Genomic DNA, 19,207 nt, shown 5'->3' with positions numbered 1-19,207 from the left:
GTCAAGAAAGCTTGCGGGCCGGATCTTCGGCGACAACCTCGCCCGGGCGGTCTCCCGCCGGCTCCAACAGCCCCTGTCCATAGGGGTCCAGGGTGAATCGCCAACCCGGATTGATGACCCCCGTCGTCTCCCTGGCCTCGATCACCGCGGGGCCGGGAATCACGTCCCCGGGCATGAGCTCCTCGAAGACATAGATCCCCGTTTCGACGAACCGCCCCAGGTCGACGAAATAGACGGGGCGAGTCTCCTTGCGTGCGGCTCCGGGGGTCTTCCTGCCGGCGCCCTCCGCAGGGCTCAGCTCGAGATGGCGGGTGGAGACGCTCGCCTTCAGGAAAAAATTCTCCACCTGGATGCCGCCCTGCGGAAAGGCGGCCTCCGGCGAATAGGTCCTGGCGTAGGTCTCCCCGAAGGCGTCGCAGATGTCCTTCACATCCTGGAGGGAGCCGATCTCGAGGTGGGGCGATTCCAGCTTGGTGTAGTTGTACTGCATCCCGTAGCGCATCTCCAATTCGAGCACGAACTGGATCTCCGCCTCCGATGAACCCTCCATTTTCAAATCCCGAAGCGCCAGATCCTTCAGCTCCCGCACGACGCCGTTGAAGGCCTCGTAGTCCTCCGTGTAGGACTGGGTCGCGTATTGAAAGAGCTTGATCGTCCGCGTCCGGTCGAAGACCTGCATGACATCGACCGTGGACGCCCCGAAGGCCCCGAAAACCGGGGAAAACGGCGACATGATGACCTTCTTGATCTCGAGATAGGGTGCGATGTCGAGGGCATGGCAAGGGCCCGCCCCGCCGCAGGCCAGCAGCACGAACTCCCGCGGGTCGTAGCCTTTGAGGACGACCTCGTTGAAGACCTCCTGCCCCATCTTAGCGTCGATGATGCGCCGGATCCTCGCCGCCGCCTCCACCACGTCGATCCCGAGCGGGTCGGCGATCTTTTCACCGATCGCCTTTTCGGCCAGTTCTTTCTTGAGCTGCATCTTTCCGCCCAGGTAATTGTCGGGGTTGAGGTAGCCGAGGACGAGGTCCGCATCGGTCACCGTCGGCTCGGAGCCGCCCTGATCATAGCAGGCGGGACCGGGCATCGAACCGGCGGACTGGGGGCCGACCTCCAGCCTGTCGCCGAAGAGGGTGTTGATCCAGGCGATGGAGCCTCCCCCCGCACCGATCGACTTGACCTCGATCGCCGGGATGTTCGTGCGCCAGCGGTCGATGACGGGAATGAAATCGTAGGTCTTGATCTGGCCGTCCGACACGACCCCGATGTCGTAGGATGTCCCCCCCATGTCCGTGAAGATGAGGTTGTCCATGCCGTACATCCCACCGATGTACCGGCTGCCGTGCAGACCAGCCACAGGGCCGGCGTTGTAGGTGAGGATCGCACGCGTCCGGGTCACCTTCTTCATGCCCCCGACGTTCTGGACGAGCGCCAGGGGTTGACTGTACCCGTTGTCCTTGAGCTCCCAGATGAGCCTCGTCAACTCCTCGCCCATGACGCTGTGGATGTAGGCGTTGACGATCGTCGTCGTGAAGCGGGTGTACTCGCCCATCTTGGGGGAAATCGTGTGGGAGAGAAAGACCGGCATCGAACCGAGGTAGTCTTCCGGGTATTCCTCTTCGATGATCTGCTTCACCATCGTCTCATGGATCGGGTTGTAACAGGACCACATGAGGCTAACGACATAGCCCATCGCGCCGTTTTCCATCAGGCGCTGCAAATTCTCGAGCACGTCGTCCCTCTTCAACGGCATGATCACGTTCCCGAAGGAGTCGATCCGCTCGCGCAGGCCCACGATCATATCCCGTGAAATCAGGGGCTCCGGCTTCTGAATGCGGGCCAGGTTCTTCGTTTCATGACCGAACAATCCGTCCGCCCAGGATCGGCCGCGCCCGATGGCAATGGTGTCCTCGAACCCGGCCGTCGTGATCAGCCCGAGTTTCGGCCCGGTCCGTTCGATCAGGGCGTTGGTCCCCAGGGTCGTGCAATAGCGGATCGATTCGCAGCCGTTCATGAATTTCTTCAAGGGCAGGTTGAAATCCTTTGCCAGTTCCCGCAGGCCCCTCATGAAGCCGACAGAAAGATCGTAGTGGGTGGTCGGCGACTTTGTGATCGCAAAACGACCGCCATCCTGTTCCGCAAAAAAATCGGTGAAGGTTCCGCCGATATCCACCTCGACTGTGTAGCTCATCTTCCCCCTCCTGTCGCTATGCCGTGTCTCTCCTTCAGCGCATCGATATCCAGTTCTATGTCGTGGGTGATCGGATGGCCGGGCGGGAGATACTGGTTCTCGACCATCAGGCCGCATTGTGGACAATAGAATTCTATGATTCGACACCACTCGGGGTCGGGGGCGTAGGTGTACGCGGCGTCCTTCGCCAGAGGCTCGTGGATCTCCTCGGGTGTTCTTTCCCGCACCAGGCAGCCCTTCTTGTAGTTGTCCCGGGCACTGACCAACTCCCGGTTGCACCGGTTGCAGCACCACATCTCCTTTTCGAGATCGATATCAAGCGCGTCGGTTATTCTGATCTTCATGCTGTCGCCTCCTCGAAAATCCCGTTGCAGTAGGCATCCACCGTGTAGGTCCAACCCTCCCTCACCACGTAGGTCGTATCGACGGCCTCGACGATCGCCGGCCCTTCGACCACATTTCCGGGCGTCAGTTTGCCCCTCTCGTAGATGGGCGTCTCGACGAACCCATCCTCGCTCCAACAGACCTCTCGCGTGCCCATGCGGGCCGGAGAAGGATCCCGCGCGCCCGGCTGCTGCTCCGTGATCTCGTAGTGGGGGATCGCCGCGGTGGCGTGGAGAAAAACGACAGGCGAAAAAACGCTTTCGGCCTCCGAGAACCTGGGCGCCTGTTTTTGGAGGGTCTCCGCCATTCCGGCCTCCCAGTCGAGCCCCCTGATCCGGATCCGGCCCTCGGGCGTGTCATCCCCGGAACTCAAGAAGAACTCCACGCTGTAGCGCACGTCCGATTCGTCGAACCCCTCTCCCCGCATGTCGCGTGCCGCGCCGGCGTGCATCTCCTCGAGGACCCGGCTGATTTCACTCCCCGTGCTCATCCTCCCGTTCTCTTTGATCCAGTGCCCGAGGCGCCGCGAGTAGATGTGCCAGATGTCCATGCTGGAGAGCGAACACGCCGAGAAGACGGAGGCATACCGTGGCGCGATGATCTTCCGGATGCCCGCGTGCCTGGCGAGGCCGCAGCAATGGGCCGAACCCGCGCCGCCGTAGATGACGAGGACCGGATCGAGATCGGGGCGGATTGAATCGGCCGTCGCCTTCAACTGCACCCCCATGGTCGCATCCACGGTGTCCCTGATCGCCAACGCCGCTTCGAGCACGCTCTTGCCGGTTGGGGAGGCCACCCTGTTTTCGATCGCTTCGAAAGCCTTTTGGGCATCGAGCTGCATCTTGCCGCCGAGATAGTTGGCCGGATCAATGCATCCCAGGACGATGTCCGCGTCGGTCACCGTCGCGTTCGTCCCCCCGAGGCCGAAGCAGGCGGGGCCCGGAAGCGCGCCCGCCGACTGGGGGCCCACCTGAAGACGCCCTTTGCGCACGCTCGCAATGGACCCTCCGCCCGCCCCGATGGCCTTGATGGCGACCATTGGCGTGCTGAGGGCAAGGCCCTCCACATCCGGCTTCAGGGTGAAGTTGGGCTGTCCGTTCATCACGATGCCCATGTCGAAGGAGGTGCCGCCCATATCGCCGGAGACGAGCTTCGGGGCGTTGTAGAGCCGCGCGAGCGCCGCGACGCCCATGAGGCCCGCGGCGGGCCCGGAGTTGTAGGTGTTGATCGCCCTCGTCTTGGACACCCGGGCAACGCCGCCCGTGGCATGCACGATCAGCAGGGGGCGGCTGTAGAACCGCTTGCGCAGGTCCTCCCCGGCCTTGTAGAGGAATTTGACGAGCCGGGCGTGGATGTAGGCATTGAACACGGCGGTGTTGACCCGCTCCTGGTCACCGGGCAGCTGGCTGACATCGGATGCGAGAAACACCGGCACCGATCCGAGGTAATCCCGCGGGTATTCCTCCTTGATCCAGCTGCGCACCCGGCGTTCGTGAGCGGGGTTGTAGACCGAGTTCCCCAGACAGACAACGAGGCATCGGGCACCCTGATCGAGCAGTTCCTGGGCCGATCTCAGCACCTCCTCCCGGTCGAGGTCCGCCTTCTCGTTCCCTTCTTCATCGACCTCCCCTTTCAGGCTTCGGATCATCTCCGGGTAAACGAGGGGCGAATCATCCTCCTCGTTCACCACCTCGAGACCCTCCTCCCGGCCCCGGCTCACCAGCAAGCCGATCTTGGTCCCATTCCTTTCGATCAGGGTATTCGTGCCGATGGTGGATGAAAATCGAATCACGTCCGTCTGCGCCAGGAGATCTTCGACTCCGATCTGGAAGGACTCGGCTCCTGATCTGATACTATTCATCAGGCAGACGGTAAGATCATGAGGTGTCGTCGGCACTTTGACCGTGTTGACTCTGCCGCCCCCCATAAAAAATCCATCCGTAAACGTACCTCCCGTGTCAATATCGATCGTGTATCCCATAACCATCCTCCCCGCTTAGTTTTTTCGCTGCAAATCCCTTTCAAACGATCTTCCGATGCATCGCCGGTCTCAAACCTGCATAAAACCTCCGTGGATTTCAAAGATTAGGGTTGCCCATACCGAATGATTTCCGATGCCAGCCGTTCGACTGCCTCCCTCCAAGACATCCACCGCCGTGCCCGAGCGGTTCGAGCAGGCCTTGCGCCGGCGGCGAGGCGCGCGGGGTCGGGTCGGAGGCCCTTTTACGCAGAAAGAGACCGCTCGAAAAGCCGCACTGAAATTGGGTCAATGGGATTAATGATTAAAAAAGAGCGCCACCCTAAACCACTTGTTTTACGTAATGAATAAACACATTAATGATTGAGCGACCGATCAATTTATAGACGCTGGAAACGTCTTTTGTCAAGAGAAATTTATTGAGCGACCGATCAATTTGACATTTTTTCCGGCGGCGGTGTCAAGGCAGGGAATTCGGGAAAGGTGCGGTCATGCCCCCCGGACCACCCGGGAGGCATGACCTACGCCTGGGGGGGAGAAAGGCTAACAGGCGTATTCGGGGTTGATCGGACCGGCGGCAAGCATCGCTTCGACCTCGTTCTCCTTGAGGGAGTAGCGCAGCAAAAACTCCTCGTCGGATACGTCAGGGCCGATCCCGCTCGCCTTGCGGATCTCTTCAACGGTGGGTTGAGGAAACTGCTCTTTCATCATTTTCTTTGTCTTTTCGAGGCTGTGAACCTTGTCCAGCACGTCGGGGGCGATCGGTGCCGGCGACTCTCCGAAGTAGCCCAGAACATATTGGATGATCCCATCGGGTACGATCTTGTAGCGCTTCCCGGAGATGATGTTCATCGCCGCCTGGGTGCCCACGAACTGGCTGAGCGGGGTGACCATGATCGGGTAGCCGAGTTCCTTCCGGACCAGCTTGATCTCCTCGATCACCTCGGGCAGGCGGTGCTCCATCCCCGCCTCGCCCAGCTGCCGTCTGAGCGTCGAGACCATGCCGCCGGGGACCTGATGCTCATAGTAGGCTGCATCGTAGGCGGCCGGTTTCCCGGGCGCCCTCCCCTCTTTCTCCGCTATGGCATAGAGCTGCTCCGAGACGCGTTTCAGGGCCTCCACCGCTACATCCGTTTCGCACTCCAGGGCGCTCACGCCTTCGACGATCTCGAAGATCGAGGGCTGGGAGGTCCCGTCGGCAAGGGGCGGGATGGCCGTGTGCAGCACGTCGATCCCCTGGCGGATCGCCTCCAGGTAGACCTGCGGCCCGAGCCCCGCGCTGCAGTGGGTGTGGATCTCGAGCGGCTTCTCGCCGATCGCCCCGCGGATGACGGGCACCAGCTCCCGGACGCGGTCAGGGGTCAGCAGCCCTCCCTGATCCTTCAGGTAGACCGTGTCGACATCCCTGCAGGCGGCGATCTCCCGGGCCTTCCCGGCATAGTAGGCGTCGGTGTGCACCGGACTGATGGAATAGGAAAGCGCCACCACGAACTCCTCGATCCCGGCCTGCTTGGCCATCCGGGCGTTCTTCGAAATCACGTCGATGTCGTGCGCAGCGTCGATCAGCCAGACCCGCCGGATCCCATTGGCCGCCACGGTCTTCAGGACGAGTTCCACGATCGAATCCGGCGACCGCACGAATCCGATAAAGCGCCTGCCGGTCGTGCCGAAGCTGAGGGGGGTCCGGGGCATGGCCCTGGCCGCCAGCCGGATCTTCTCGAACGGGTTTTCCTTGTGATACTTGACGGAAACCCCCATATGGATGCTGCTGATGAAGTCGATCGCCTTGAAGCCGGCCCGGTCCATGTCCGCGGCCACGCTCAGGATCATACCGGTCGTAAGACCCGTGGCATCCCACAGACTCTGATTGCCGTCCCGCAGCGTCGTATCCACAAATCGTATTTTTTTCATAACATTCTCCAGGTCTCGAAAATCCTCTCGGCGGCGTGCGGCATCCGTCGCGGACGAAGCCGCCGGCAAAACCACCTGCAAAATCGGGGTTCACGCCCCCCGTGCGGAGCAAGGGGGGCGCCGTCCCGTCCGCGGCGGTTTTGGCCCGGCCGCTCCCGCCTACTCCTCGTAGAGCTTGCGGATGAGTTTCCCTTTGTACTGATATTGCGGCAGTTCCTGGACGAGCTCGACCTCGGCCTGGAAGATCAGCCTGGCCCGCAGTTCCCTTTCCAGGAGCTTCTTCAGTTCCTTCAGATCCCCGGGCTCCTCGCCGAGCTCGGCCTTGATCTTCAGGGGAGGCTTCACCGCAGTCCCGGGCTCTTCCAACTGCACCTCGATCTGGCCGCTCAGGCGCGGTTTGAAGGTGGTCGCTACATCCTTGATGGCGAGCGGATAGACATTGACCCCCAACACGGTCAGCATGTCATCGTAGCGCCCCAGCACCTCGATCCGCATCCCGCCCCGTCCGCAGTCGCACCGGTCGACCCCGACGACGCGCACATGGTCCCGCGACCGGTAGCGCAGCAGCGGCATGGCCTGATGGATCAGGCCGCTGTAGACGAGCTCACCCGTGGCGCCTTCCTTGATCTCCAAAGGCTTGTCGGTCTCCGGGTCGATCAGTTCGACGTGGACGATCCCCTGCGCCATGTAGTGCATCCCGGCGCGCCCGCGGTTCTCGACGCATTCGCCCCAGACGATGCAGGCCTGCTCCCCCATACCCATCCCTTCGATGACGGTGGCGCCGAAGGATTCCTCGATCAAGGGCCTGACCGCTTTGGTCCCTCCCTCCGCGCCGCCGATGATGCGCCTGATGCCCAGCTTTTTGGGATCGAGCCCGGCCTTTTCGATCTCTTTCAGCAGGTAGCTCCAAAAGGAGACCGTGGAGTGCAGGGCGTTTGCGCTTTGGTATTTGAAGGCGCTGATGACCCGGTCCGTGTTGAACCCGGTCGGGAAGTTGACCGCCCCCATCTTCTCCAGGCCCTCGCGGAAGGTGTCGGCAATGAACGGGGCGGTCGGGATGTTGACGACGATGCTGTCCGGCCGGATGCCTCCGCCCCAGGCAAAACGGGCGATCACCTCGGCGTGGATGTTCACGATGTCGCTCTGCGTCAAACCGATGTAGGTCGGGATCCCCGTGGTGCCGCTCGAGGAATACACCCGGCTCAGATCGACGATATCCACCGCGCGGTGCGCCCCCACCGGGGCATTGCGCATCTGCGCCTCGCGCAGTTCACTCTTGACGGTGAAGGGCAGCTGGTCGATCTGTTCGATGCTCTTGATGTCCCCGGCCTCGAGGCCGGCCGCCTTGAATTTCTCCTGATAGAGCGGCGAGTGTTTGCTGACATGCTCCAATTGTTTCAAAAACAGCGGGTTGTGCAGTTCATTGATCCTGTCGACGGTAAGCGACTCCATTTTTTCGTTGAACAATCTCGGCCATTGATCCGCCATGACGTGTCTCCTTTCCTATTCGCCCGCGAATAAGGCGGGCGCACTCTATTTTGAGGCCGCCTCTATCAGCGATCCCTTTTTATGAATTCATCGAGGATGTCGACCATTCGCTCGGCCATGGGCATATCCTCGAGGTTGCAGTCGATCTCTTCGAGCGGGATGTCCGCTCTGAGATGCCTCTTCAACTCCTCCACGAACAGCCGGTCCTCGGCCGGGTCATAGAGGATCCCCCCCTCCTGGTCGATCGATGACCAGCCCCGCAGGGGAATGACCAGTTTGAGGGGGCCTTTCGCCCGGTTCATCTTTTCCGCATACATCCGCGCGCCGACCAGGAGTTCATCGACCGGGAAGCGCGTCATCGCCCGCATCTGATCGATCTCCAACACCCGGCCGCCGGCGACGTATTTCGGCCGGTTGTGCCGGGTGGGCCCGGCCCCGGTCAGATTGAGGCAGCAGGGCGCCCAGACCTGGGGGATGCCCCTTTCCAATGCGGCGTCCAGCCGCTTCATGCCGGCGGCGCGGTTGCCCTTGAACTTCTCTTCGACCAGCCCGGCCGGGACGATTTCGACGACACCGTCGAAGAACCCCTGTTCGATGAGACGGTCCATGGCCCGGTCGCTGACCCCCTGGGCGTGGAACGGGAAGACATGGTATCCCCTCTCGGTCAGCAGCTTCTCGACGTTCTTGGCGCATTGGTCCGAAAAACCCAGTTCCGTGATGGCCACCGAGGGATAGGGCAGCTTGAGGGAGCGGCAGTCCATCGACTGCTCCGCCATGCCGCAGATCGCCCCCGCCACCTGCGCGAGCGCGTTTTTCATCAGATCGCTCATCCCGGACACCTCCAGGATGATCTGCATTACGGCGAGATCCGTCGCCTCGAACCAGCGGTTGATGTACGCGGGCATCGCCGCCGGGGTGGCTATGAGCTTGGGGACCCCGAAGGGCAGCCGGGCCATCACCCGCGCGCCGACCAGGGCGATCGTCGCGCCTCCCAGGGCCACGATGCCGTCCAGCTTCCCCTCCGAGAGCAGGCCCAGCGCGGTCTCGACAGCCCCGGCCGTCATGGCATCCGTCACCCCCGCCCTGTCCCGGGACCCTCTCAGCTGCTCGATGTCTTTGCCCACTCGCGCAGCGATCTCGCCCGGTCCGATGTCCGCGTCGACCGAAGGCCGTTTCCCCATGCTGATATCCATCAGGATGGGCCGGAACCCGATCTCCTCGATCCTCCGCCTCAGGAAGCCGAGCTGCTCCCATTTTGTATCGGTTGTCCCGATCATGACGATACTCTTAGCCATCCAAACCCTCCTTCCGGGTGGTCACAATCGCTTGTAGTTGAACATCACCGCCAGGAGCTTCGCCTTCTTCTCCCCGACGCTGCGCCCGTAATGCGGCACGCCCGCATCGAAATAGACGCAATCGCCCTCCTCCATCATGGTGCTCTTGCCGTCATAGACGAACTCGTGGCGACCCTCCAGCACGTAGAGGAGCTCTTCCCCTTCGTGCTGGAAAACCCCCTTTTCTTCGAAGGCCGGCTCGATGATATAGGGGAGCATGTTCTTGCCCGGCTTTTTCGAGGCCAGGGCTTCATACTTGTAGCCGTAGAAGGCGCCTACGGTTTCGACGACCTCGCCCGCACCGCGCCTGGTGAACGTAATGCGCGGGTCGATGTCCTCTTCCCCGTTTCCTTCGAAAATGAATCGGACATCGACCCCAAGCGCATTGGCGACCTTGTTGACCGTGGAATAAGGCGGAGCCTTCTTCGACCGTTCGATCTTGGAGAGATAACTCTTGGTCAATCCCGTAAGATCCGCCAGTTCCTGAAGGGTCATGCCCTTCTTCTCCCGCAGATTCCTGATATTCTGTGTAATCCATTCTTCCTGCATACGCTTCTCTTCCATGTCATGGCACATTCACAGAGCGCAATACTCTCCGCCAATGCCTGCTTGTCACTCGCGGCGACCCCCGAGGGTCAGCCGGTTTTCTGGGCACACGTTCATTCAAATGCTTGACTTCGCTCTTTCGATATCTCCCCGAAAAAACACCTTTCCTATCGAATCTAATGTCCACCCGGGAATGATCGTCCAGCGCGACCCCGTTTCCGATCCGGAACTGAGGATTTCTCTCCACCGGCTTCGCCGCACCGGCAAACGTGCAGATTGACGCCGATATGGGCGAAAAGGACCCTTTCCGGATGGAAACGAATCTAGGCTTTGATATAGACGACGCCCAGATCTCCGTCTATCCGGATAGTCATGCCGGTCCTGATCTTCTGGCTCCCTTCGACGCATCCGGCCACGCAGGGGATCCCGTATTCCCGCGCCATGATCACAGGATGGGACAGCGCACCTCCTCCGTCCGTCACCAACCCTTTAATCACGCTGAAGGCAGCGGTCCAGGCGGCCGATGTCCCGGGGGCCACCAAGATCTCACCGGGCTCCACCTCCGGAAGCTGATCCGCGCTCATGATGACCCTCGCCCTTCCTTCATACACACCCGGGGCTGCGGCTGCGCCGTAAAGATCCGCCTTGAGTTCCTCCCGTACGATCGGGACCTGCGTCGAAACCGAGAGTGTCGGGTCACTCTTCAGGACGTCCTGCGCCTGGGAGATGTCCCCGTAAAAAGGAACCGGCTCGATCTTCGAATTCGCTTCCCAGGCCTCCTTGCGCCTCTGGACATAAGGCCGCAGGTCGACCTTCCCCATAGGGATGGCAGCCTTGCGGATTTCATCGGGGTGCAGGAAATGGATGTCTTCGGCCGAGTCGATGCATCCGGCCTGGGCGAATCTGCGGCCGAACTCGGTCACGATCCACCGCCCGAGCGCCCCGACATAAAAATCACAGAAGTAGGTGTGGTCTTCGCTCCAATACCCCGATCTCTGCGCCGCTTTCATCAGCACCTCAAAGGAATCCTTCACCTCCGCCGGAACCTTTTCGAGAACACTTTTCTCGGTTTGCTCCCTTTCCAATATGATGCGGCCCCGCTCGGTGTCGAAGGTGAACTCCTCATCCTTCATCAGCATCTTCACCCGGTTCAAGGCCAGCGAAGGCCTTTCGATCCAGGCCGGGGTGTCATAGGCATGCATCCGTTCACACCGCCACCCATGCCGGGTAAGGAACGCGTGGTATTCTTCCAGCCACTCTTTCCCTCTTTCGTTCTCGTTCAACAGGCGCAGAATCTCCTCCCTGTCCGAGCCTGAAAATGCCTCTTCGAGTCCCATCGAAACCGCTTTTCTGCTGAGCCGCCACAATTCCCGCATCACCTTGACATCCTGGTTTTCGAAACCGGACATGAGCTTGCCGAAATCCGGATCGATGGGGGCGTCGCGGCCGAAAAGGTCCTTCCACATCAACTGAAAGAGGCCGTTGATATAATAGGAGGCCATCATCATGATCATGTGGATTTCACCTTCCTTGCGGTTGATGGTATAGGTGAAGTCGAGGAAAAACGAAAGCAGCTCGATGTTGGTCAGCCTCTTGATATCACCCCAGTCCTTCAGCCCCCTCGATTCTTTGGCCTCTGTGTAAAGCTCGATCAGTTCCTTCTTGTACCCATCCCAGACCGCATCGAAATCCTGCAGAAACGGCTTGATCTTCTGTCTGAAATAAGGTTCCCTCTCCCTCCGCTCCTCCTCAGTGGTCCGAATGGCGGTGATGTAGGGGTATCCCTGAATAAATCTCGAATCCCATCCACGCGTCGTCGGCAGAAAGAGGGTTTCCGAGCCGTATCTGAATCCGGAATAATACCAGTACCAGCCGATCCCGATATAAAGAGGCTTCATAGCCGGTTTTCCATGCACGACATCGCACAGCAGCACGCCGTAGCTTTGGGGATCTTTCTCATCGTCGAATTCGTAGAAAGACAGATCATAAGCAGGATGAAGCATAAAGGCCTCCCTTTGGTCAGTGCGTTAAAAAAATGTGATTTACTGGATCCCTTTTCCGCGCATGTCTCAGGTCCCCATCCTCGATAGCATCATATCGAGCACCTTGTCGACAGGGTCTTTTTGCTTGGCTACGACTTCAGCGCGGGTCTGAAGAAGGAGGATGCTCATCGGAAAGACGAGATCCTGATCGATGGCCCACTCGCAGTCTTGTGGAACATTGAAATGTTCTTCGAGCACCTTTCCGAGACGGCCCAATTCTGCAGCCTCTTCATCGCTGATACAGAACTGACGGCGCATATTCTCAGGTGTTTCCACCTCTTTTGTTCCCAGAGCATCGAAGCCGATATAGCTCTCTTTGGTTCCCAACGTCTTCTCCACCGGTTTCAGGGTGGCCTTGTCGAGAACAAGGAGATCAGGGCGTGCATTGCCGCTTACCACACTCTCTCCCAGTCCCCAGTTCGCCTCGATGATCATCCGGGACGCATTGCCGCTGTTCGGATCGACGGTAAACAGCACGCCTGCCGCTTTTGCCCTCACCATTTTCAGCACTGCGACACCGATCGGATCGCTCTCGAGGGGCAGGCCGTGTCGGCTGCGGGACGTCAACGAGACCAGGTTGAAAGTGCTCGACCAGACCTTTTTCACTTTTTCGAGCAGATCCGTCTCCCCCTTCACATTCAAGCAGGTTTCATACTGTCCGGGGTGGCTGACCGCGCCAGCGGAGCGGACCGAGACGGCCACATCTCTCATGCCCAATCTTTCGTTCAGCTCCCTGTAGTGCGACAGAATCGAATCCTCGAGTTCATCCGGAATCTTTTTCGACTCCACGATCCCGCGCAGCACCCGACTGACATCCTTGAAGGCCCCAAGATTCTCCGGCCTCAGATCGATGCCCGCTAGATGCTTTTCGATCTCCTCCCCCGCGCCTGACAGCCTCATGAAATCTTTATAAGCGTTTACACTCAGCGCAAAGCCAGACGGAACCCTCAGACCCATCTGCGCCATCTCACCGAGATGAGCGCATTTCTTCCCAACGAGTTCTTTGTGCTCCTGACCAAGCTTTTCGATCCAGACTACCCATTTCATCAAAATGCCCCCCTTCCTGTTGTGTTTATCTTTGTGATTCAAGAGACAGTATCGTCTCCCCTGGAACAGCTTTTATCTGCCGTCCTTCACATCGTCCCGCCGCCCTTGACGCCACGCCGACCGGAATGTCCTACGCCTGGAACCGTACAATGCTTTTTCGTGGAAACAAGAGGAACATACCTCGCGCGGCACGGAGGACGGATGGCCACGGGGCAAAGAGCTCTTTGCCCCACCGATCCGAACGAGGATCAACCGTCGATCCGGGCGTTACGAAACACCTGTTTTCCTGCTATAAAAGCGTTGCTTCCGGAAAATCGCTTCCGGTTGGACTCTGGTCAGGGTACTGCAAAGCTGCCAACACGCTCTGCGTGTCGGTCACCCATCCAAAACTGGCTTTGACATTCGAAATGGTTGCTTCATGCAATTCATGACTGCCAAGCGGGCTGGTCGCATCCGCCACGAGGGTCGCGAAATAGTCCAGCGCGGCCGCATGTCGCAATGTGGATTCGACGCATACGTTGGTAGCAGTTCCGGCAAAGATGAGGGACTTGATCCTCTTTTGTGAAAGATGGATCTGAAAATTTGTACCGACGAATCCGTCATGTCTTTCCTTCACTATGACGAGGTCTTCGGAATGGGGCGTGAGTTCGTCTATGATATCGATCCCCCAGGAACCCTCTAACGGGAGGCGTTTCAATATATCGGGTTGGTCTTTAGCCAAGCGAAAGGTCTTGGATTTGTAAAAAAGAGGGGTATTGACTATTTTGGATCGTTCCGTTTCCCCGGGATATACCATCTTCAGATAAATGATTTGGATGGAACTTCTCCTGCAGGCATCTGCAAGCCTTCGACACCGATCTATGACGGAAGGCACTTCTTCCAGATCGACCCCTAACATTCCGAAATATCCTTCGGGGCGCAGAAACGCGTTCTGCATGTCCACGATCACCAGAGCGCTTCGTGCGCGCTCCAATGAAATGGCTTCCGGTTCGGCGTTCAGGGTGATCATGGGATACAGTCCTTGTGCGCTTCCAACCGGAAGGGGCGTTTGTCGGCCTGACTCGACCCCGATCCCGGTCACTGATTCAAAAGTGGTCTGCCGTTTTTCATGATCCCTGGAACAGGTTTCAACAATCCGGACAGACAACGCACCTCGGGATTGGAAACCCGCCCCGTGGTTTCATCTGCTCTTTCCGATAGAGGGAAAACACACGAATTCGTCTTATTATCGATCAAGCCTTGGAACATGGCATGACATGCAACCAAAGTCCGCTTCGCGGGAAAGGGGGAAACAGCAGACCGGTTTTCGATCTCAGGAAACATGCGCTGTTTACATTTGGTTGACATACTACCCATTCTTACCGGCTATCCCAGGGGACGTAAAAAGATGAACGTAACTCAACTTCAATAAATCAGCTTATATATCAATTGATTAAAAAAGAAACAGATCCGCTGTTATTTGAATCTGATTCAGGTTCAATCTCTAGCGGACGGTGTCCTCTTTGTCAACTAAAAAGAAACATTGCTTTTCGTTTTGCGGAATATGAAAAACTAAATATAATATACTATCAAATAGATAATATATATATTTAAAAATGTTTTTATGTTTCCAATTTCGAAACGAGCATCCATTTCTCCCTCTCTTTTTGAAATGATGGGCGCGTGAAATCCACTCCGTCTCCTCCTCCGGCCCTCGAGCAGGTGGTTGAATCCCGGGCCGTGAAAATGATATAAATAGATCTTTCTATCCCCCGAGCGAGAGGTGAGAACAATGAATCTGAAGGACCGGTATGCCATCGTCGGCGTCGGCTGCACGCCCCAGGGACGCTTCCCCGACAGGACGGCGCTCAGCTTTTACGTGGAATCCTGCGCCGACGCCATCCTGGATGCAGGGCTCGAGCGCAAGGACATCGACGGACTGATCTGCTACCGTCAGTTTCCCACAAGGCCCGGCGAAGAGGAAATATCCGCCTACCTCGTCGCACAACATCTCGGTCTTTCTCCCAATGCCATCGGCCAGGAGGCCAACTGCGCGCGCTCCCACCTCCTGCATGCCCTGGCGATGCTGGAGGCGGGTCTTTGCCGGTACGTCGTTTTGAGCTACGCGGACACCTCCCGCCTGGGAACGTTCGGCAGCCCACCCCCTTACACCGACAAGGCGGTGTTTGGACATTTCGGGCTGGCCGCCGACTATGCCATGGCCGCCCGGCGCGCCATGCACACGCAGCACACCGGCCCGGAAACCTGGAAAAAGATCGCCGTCTCCCAGCGGAAGTGGGCGAACTTGAACCCGGCCGCCCTGATGCACGGCCAAAGCATGAGCGAGGAGGACTACGAACGGTCCCGATGGGTGGTGGAACCCTTCCGGCTGGCCGACTGCTGCCTCGTGAACGACGGCGGCCGGGCCTGCGTGATCACATCGCTCGAAAGGGCGCGCGACCTGCGGCATCCCCCCGCCGTGATCATGGGGATCGGGCAGCACAACCCCTCCCGCGAGATCCAGGCCTCGACGGCGATGGACGGCCCGACGGGCGCCTTCTTGGCCGGGCAGACGGCCTTCCGCATGGCCGGTGTGACCCGGGATGACATCGATGCCTGTCAGATCTACGACTGCTTCACCTACACCGTGGAGATCACGCTGCAGGACTATGGTTTTTTCGCCCCCGGCGAGGGGGAAGGCTGGTACGACAACGGGCGGACCGCCCCGGGCGGCAGTCTGCCGGTCAACACCTCCGGCGGGCTTCTATCGGAGGCGTACTTCATGGGCCTCACACCGTTGACCGAGGCCGCCCTGCAGCTCATGGGGCGCTGCGGAGAAAGGCAGCTGGGGCCGGCTACGGGGACCAAAACGCCTGAGCTTATCCTTTGCAGCGACAACGGCGGTGTTTTTCAGACCCATTCCACCACGATCTTGAGGAAAGGATGAAACCAGCGATGCCCGGAAAGATCCTGCCACAGCCGAACGCCGACACCCGTCCCTTCTGGGACTTCTGCAGCCGCCATGAACTCCGATTCCAGAAATGCGCTGCATGCGGGCACCTCCGCTGGCCTGCCTCTTTCATCTGCCCCATGTGTTACGAGAAGGCCTCTGAATGGGTCCAGTCGGAGGGCAAAGGGACGGTCTACAGCTACGTCGTCTACCGTCAGGCCTTCCATCCCGCCTTCGCCGGGGACATCCCGTATGTCACGGCGGTCATAGCGCTCGAGGAGGGCCCCCATTTCCTGAGCGCCATCGTCGATTGCGCGCCCGAGGCGGTTCACTGCGGCATGCCCGTCGAACTGACCTGGGAGGATGCCGGCGAGGGGTTCAGTCTCCCGAAATTCAAACCGATACAGCAACCCTAGAAAAGGATCCGACCTGCGGGGTGGAGACCCCTCTTTGTCCGTCCTCGATGAGGCCCTATGCCGTCTCTGCCCTACAAATGGAAGGCCCTTCTGACCGTCGCCATGGGGACCATGATGGCGACTATGGATGCCAGCATCACGACCATCGCCTTCCCCGAGCTCACCCGCGTGTTTCGGACCGATCTTCCCACGGTCATGTGGGTGATGGTGGGCTATATCCTGGTCAGCAGCAGTTTGATGCTCGTGGTGGGGAAACTGAGCGATTCGGTCGGAAGGAGCAGGATCTACACGACGGGGATAGCGGTCTTCACGCTGGGGCTCATGGCCTGCGGGCTCGCACAGAGCATTGCCCAATTGGTCCTTTTCCGCCTTGTCCAGGCGATCGGTGCGGCCATGTGCGTCAGCTGCGGCACCGCCATCGTCACCGAGGCCTTCCCGGCCGCCGAGACCGGCAGGGGGCTCGGGCTGCTCAGCATATCGGTCTCTTTGGGCTTCATCCTGGGTCCCTTCGTTGGGGGGATTCTCCTCGAATGGCTGGACTGGCGCGCCCTTTTCTACGTGCGGATCCCCGTCGGGCTCTGCACCCTGATCATGGCCATCGTGCTCCTGAAAAAGGACACCATTCAGCCCGGCAGGATCCGATTGGACATCCTCGGCACGGTGGTCTCATCCGCCGCCATCTTCTGTCTGGTCTTCGGCATGGGCCTGGTCAAAACCCATGGACCCGCCTCCCCCGTCGTCCTTTTTTTCTTAGGCACCGGCATCATGCTTCTCATCGTTTTCATCTGGGTCGAACGCCGGGCCGTGAACCCCATCGTCGACCTGACGCTTTTCAAAAACAAGACCCTCTCGTATGCCATGGCGGGTCTTTTCCTCTTCTTCCTTGCCGGCCCCGCCTACGTCCTTCTGATGCCCTTTTACTTATTGGAAGCCCTCCGCTTATCCCCCCTCGAATCCGGAATGCTCCTGGCCGTGGTTTCGGCGAGCACCTTGATTGCAAGCCCCGTCAGCGGAGCCGTCTCGGACCGGATCGGCCGGCGCTGGCCGTCCTCCTTCGGGGCCGCGGCCGCCGCCGCCGCGTTTTTCTGCATGCTCGGGTTCGACCTCGAGACGCAGGTGTGGGCGATCATCCCGGTCCTGGTGCTTCTCGGACTGGGCGTCGGCGCCTTCCAGCCGCCCAACAACAGCACCATCATGAGCGCGGCGGGATCCAATCATCTCGGTTCGGCCTCCGCCCTGATCGCCACCGAGCGGCAGGTGGGCATCTCACTCGGGATGGCACTGGCAAGCGCGATCTTCTCCGCCAGGCAGGAGGTCCACCAGAACCTGCTGCACCTCCAGGGCATGGATGCAGCCCATGTGCTGAGGGCTTCCATCCCCCCGGCCTTCCAGGATGCCCTGCTGGCGGCCTTCATCCTGAGCCTGGGCGTCCTGGCCTTCGCCCTGTTCTCCCCGAGGCTCGATCATGCTGCCGAGCCGCGATAGCCTTCCAGAAGCGTCCGTCCGCACTTCATGCGGCGGAGGTGATTGACGGCCTCTTCGATGAGTTTTTCAGCCTGCTGAAGGGGCTTCTATCTCACTAAGAAAAAGGCGATGCCTACCCCCGGCGATTTATGCCCTGGATCGGAATATGAACAAGAACGGCGATAGCTCACGTCACTGGTGCAAAGATCATTCCTGACTTGGTCAAGGAACTTGGGTTTGCCCGTGGCATACCTCCTCTGAGGTGCGGGCAGACCCTGCATTGATGCCATTTCGGCTTGCCTTCATGTTGGCCTGCTTGGCCGAACTCGCCGGTGCTGCGTATGGGGGCCTCTTGGAAAGGCGGAACGACCGAGGGGGAAAGATCCGAAACGGGGGGAGAGCGCGATCAAGAACAAACCACCATCTTGACATCTGACCTGTTTATGGACTATATTTAGTCATAACCAAGCGATGGAGGTATCACCCATGAAATTCTCCAGTCAGATTAAGCCCATTAGTTACCTGAAGGCCCATGCCGCTGAAATCGTAAGGGAACTTGGGGAAAAGCGGGAGCCGCTCGTCATTACCCAGAATGGCGAAGCCAAGGTGGTCATACAGGATATTGAAAGCTACGAGCAGACTCAGGAGACCATGGCTCTCCTGAAAATCCTGGCGCTCGGAACCCGCCAGATCGAGGAAGGCAAGGTTCAGCCAGCCAAGGACGTGATCAAACGGCTGCGCATGCGGGCAGGAGGGTAACTGATGCCGTTCGTGGTTTTGCTAACCAATGATGCAGCACGAGATCTCGAGGAGGTTTACGACTATATTGCTGCCCACGATGCCCCTCAAGAGGCGGACTATGTTTTGACGCAGATCGAGAAAGCCTTCTCCAGACTGTCTGAATCTCCCGAGCGGGGTGCATATCCCAAGGAACTGCTGTCCCTGGGGATTCGTGAATACCGCGAGGTCTTTTTCAAACCATACCGCATCATTTTTCGGGTTATCGACAAGAACGTTTACGTTCTCCTGATCGCCGATGGCCGGCGTGACATGCAGTCACTGCTGCAGCGGCGATTATTGGGCACGTAGTACAAAGTGCCGGTATAGCACATGGAGGACGATCTGATTATGGCCGAATCTCCAGTTAGTTTCCAATCCGGAAATGGTCTTTTTGGCCAATCTCGGCGTCAATCTGCACGTTTGCTTGTGCGGCGACCTACAGGTCGTCTCCGCGCAAGCGCTTGATTTCCTTGATATTGGCCAAACCGGGACCCGCCGCGCAGCGGTGGGACTGAGCGGCGAAGCGGTGAAGAAAAATCCTCATTTCCGGATTGGAAACTGAGTTCTGCCGGGAAATCATTTCCGGATGGATACCAGTTATAAACGGTGATGCTGCCCGATGTGCGGTCGCGGCTTCCCAAGGGAGGCAGGTGTCGCCGCAGCGGCACGGGATGAGCCTAACGCTGCAGACGGGCGT

Annotated in this window: 16 protein-coding genes; 6 read left to right on the top strand and 10 right to left on the bottom strand. The window is 59.2% G+C overall.

What is annotated here, in order from left to right; translation table 11 throughout:
- Position 1: 1 nt before the first annotated feature.
- From H567_RS0112020 to H567_RS24605, 10 genes are all read right to left on the bottom strand, one after another.
- Positions 2–2,191 (bottom strand): hydantoinase/oxoprolinase family protein, encoded by a 2,190-nt coding sequence (locus H567_RS0112020; RefSeq protein WP_028321588.1) that lies wholly within the window; start codon positions 2,189–2,191, stop codon positions 2–4.
- Positions 2,188–2,535, bottom strand: coding sequence for an acetone carboxylase subunit gamma (locus H567_RS0112015; protein ID WP_028321587.1), 348 nt, complete (start codon positions 2,533–2,535; stop codon positions 2,188–2,190). The genes H567_RS0112020 and H567_RS0112015 overlap by 4 nt, the downstream gene beginning before the upstream one ends.
- Positions 2,532–4,556, bottom strand: a complete 2,025-nt coding sequence (locus H567_RS0112010) for a hydantoinase/oxoprolinase family protein (protein WP_028321586.1) — start codon at positions 4,554–4,556, stop codon at positions 2,532–2,534. The genes H567_RS0112015 and H567_RS0112010 overlap by 4 nt, the downstream gene beginning before the upstream one ends.
- A gap of 540 nt (positions 4,557–5,096) precedes the next feature.
- Positions 5,097–6,464: a hydroxymethylglutaryl-CoA lyase-like TIM-barrel protein gene (locus H567_RS24610; protein WP_051184779.1), complete on the bottom strand. Its 1,368-nt coding sequence runs from the start codon at positions 6,462–6,464 to the stop codon at positions 5,097–5,099.
- A 159-nt stretch (positions 6,465–6,623) separates the two neighbouring features.
- Complete coding sequence (locus H567_RS0112000) at positions 6,624–7,952, bottom strand: phenylacetate--CoA ligase family protein (protein ID WP_028321585.1); 1,329 nt, start codon at positions 7,950–7,952, stop codon at positions 6,624–6,626.
- 65 nt (positions 7,953–8,017) lie between these two features.
- Positions 8,018–9,247 carry a Tm-1-like ATP-binding domain-containing protein gene (locus tag H567_RS0111995; RefSeq protein WP_028321584.1) on the bottom strand — a complete coding sequence of 410 codons (1,230 nt, stop codon included), beginning with the start codon at positions 9,245–9,247 and terminating at the stop codon, positions 8,018–8,020.
- A gap of 21 nt (positions 9,248–9,268) precedes the next feature.
- Complete coding sequence (locus tag H567_RS0111990; RefSeq protein WP_161626614.1) at positions 9,269–9,850, bottom strand: helix-turn-helix domain-containing protein; 582 nt, start codon at positions 9,848–9,850, stop codon at positions 9,269–9,271.
- Positions 9,851–10,155: 305 nt separating this feature from the next.
- The gene (locus tag H567_RS0111985) at positions 10,156–11,835 is read right to left on the bottom strand and encodes a PEP-utilizing enzyme (RefSeq protein WP_028321582.1); all 1,680 of its coding nucleotides are present in this window, start codon (positions 11,833–11,835) and stop codon (positions 10,156–10,158) included.
- Between the two features lie 66 nt (positions 11,836–11,901).
- Positions 11,902–12,921, bottom strand: a complete 1,020-nt coding sequence (locus tag H567_RS0111980; RefSeq protein ID WP_028321581.1) for a PEP/pyruvate-binding domain-containing protein — start codon at positions 12,919–12,921, stop codon at positions 11,902–11,904.
- A gap of 289 nt (positions 12,922–13,210) precedes the next feature.
- Positions 13,211–13,930 (bottom strand): cysteine hydrolase family protein, encoded by a 720-nt coding sequence (locus H567_RS24605; protein WP_051184777.1) that lies wholly within the window; start codon positions 13,928–13,930, stop codon positions 13,211–13,213.
- 762 nt (positions 13,931–14,692) lie between these two features.
- Between H567_RS24605 and H567_RS0111970 the strand changes: the two genes are divergently transcribed.
- From H567_RS0111970 to H567_RS28550, 6 genes are all read left to right on the top strand, one after another.
- Positions 14,693–15,847: a thiolase family protein gene (locus tag H567_RS0111970; protein ID WP_028321580.1), complete on the top strand. Its 1,155-nt coding sequence runs from the start codon at positions 14,693–14,695 to the stop codon at positions 15,845–15,847.
- 8 nt (positions 15,848–15,855) lie between these two features.
- On the top strand, positions 15,856–16,266 hold the full coding sequence (locus tag H567_RS0111965; protein ID WP_051184776.1) for a Zn-ribbon domain-containing OB-fold protein: 411 nt from the start codon (positions 15,856–15,858) through the stop codon (positions 16,264–16,266).
- A gap of 57 nt (positions 16,267–16,323) precedes the next feature.
- Positions 16,324–17,751, top strand: a complete 1,428-nt coding sequence (locus tag H567_RS0111960; protein WP_028321578.1) for an MFS transporter — start codon at positions 16,324–16,326, stop codon at positions 17,749–17,751.
- A 465-nt stretch (positions 17,752–18,216) separates the two neighbouring features.
- Positions 18,217–18,489 (top strand): type II toxin-antitoxin system Phd/YefM family antitoxin, encoded by a 273-nt coding sequence (locus H567_RS0111955; protein ID WP_028321577.1) that lies wholly within the window; start codon positions 18,217–18,219, stop codon positions 18,487–18,489.
- A gap of 3 nt (positions 18,490–18,492) precedes the next feature.
- On the top strand, positions 18,493–18,819 hold the full coding sequence (locus H567_RS0111950; RefSeq protein ID WP_028321576.1) for a type II toxin-antitoxin system RelE/ParE family toxin: 327 nt from the start codon (positions 18,493–18,495) through the stop codon (positions 18,817–18,819).
- 82 nt (positions 18,820–18,901) lie between these two features.
- On the top strand, positions 18,902–19,072 hold the full coding sequence (locus H567_RS28550) for a hypothetical protein (protein ID WP_153306160.1): 171 nt from the start codon (positions 18,902–18,904) through the stop codon (positions 19,070–19,072).
- Positions 19,073–19,207 lie beyond the last annotated feature (135 nt).

The organism is Desulfatiglans anilini DSM 4660 (genome assembly GCF_000422285.1).
Taxonomy (GTDB): Bacteria; Desulfobacterota; DSM-4660; order Desulfatiglandales; family Desulfatiglandaceae; genus Desulfatiglans; species Desulfatiglans anilini.
Note: the sequence above shows the minus strand (reverse complement) of the source record. Positions and strands in the feature narration are given on the sequence as shown.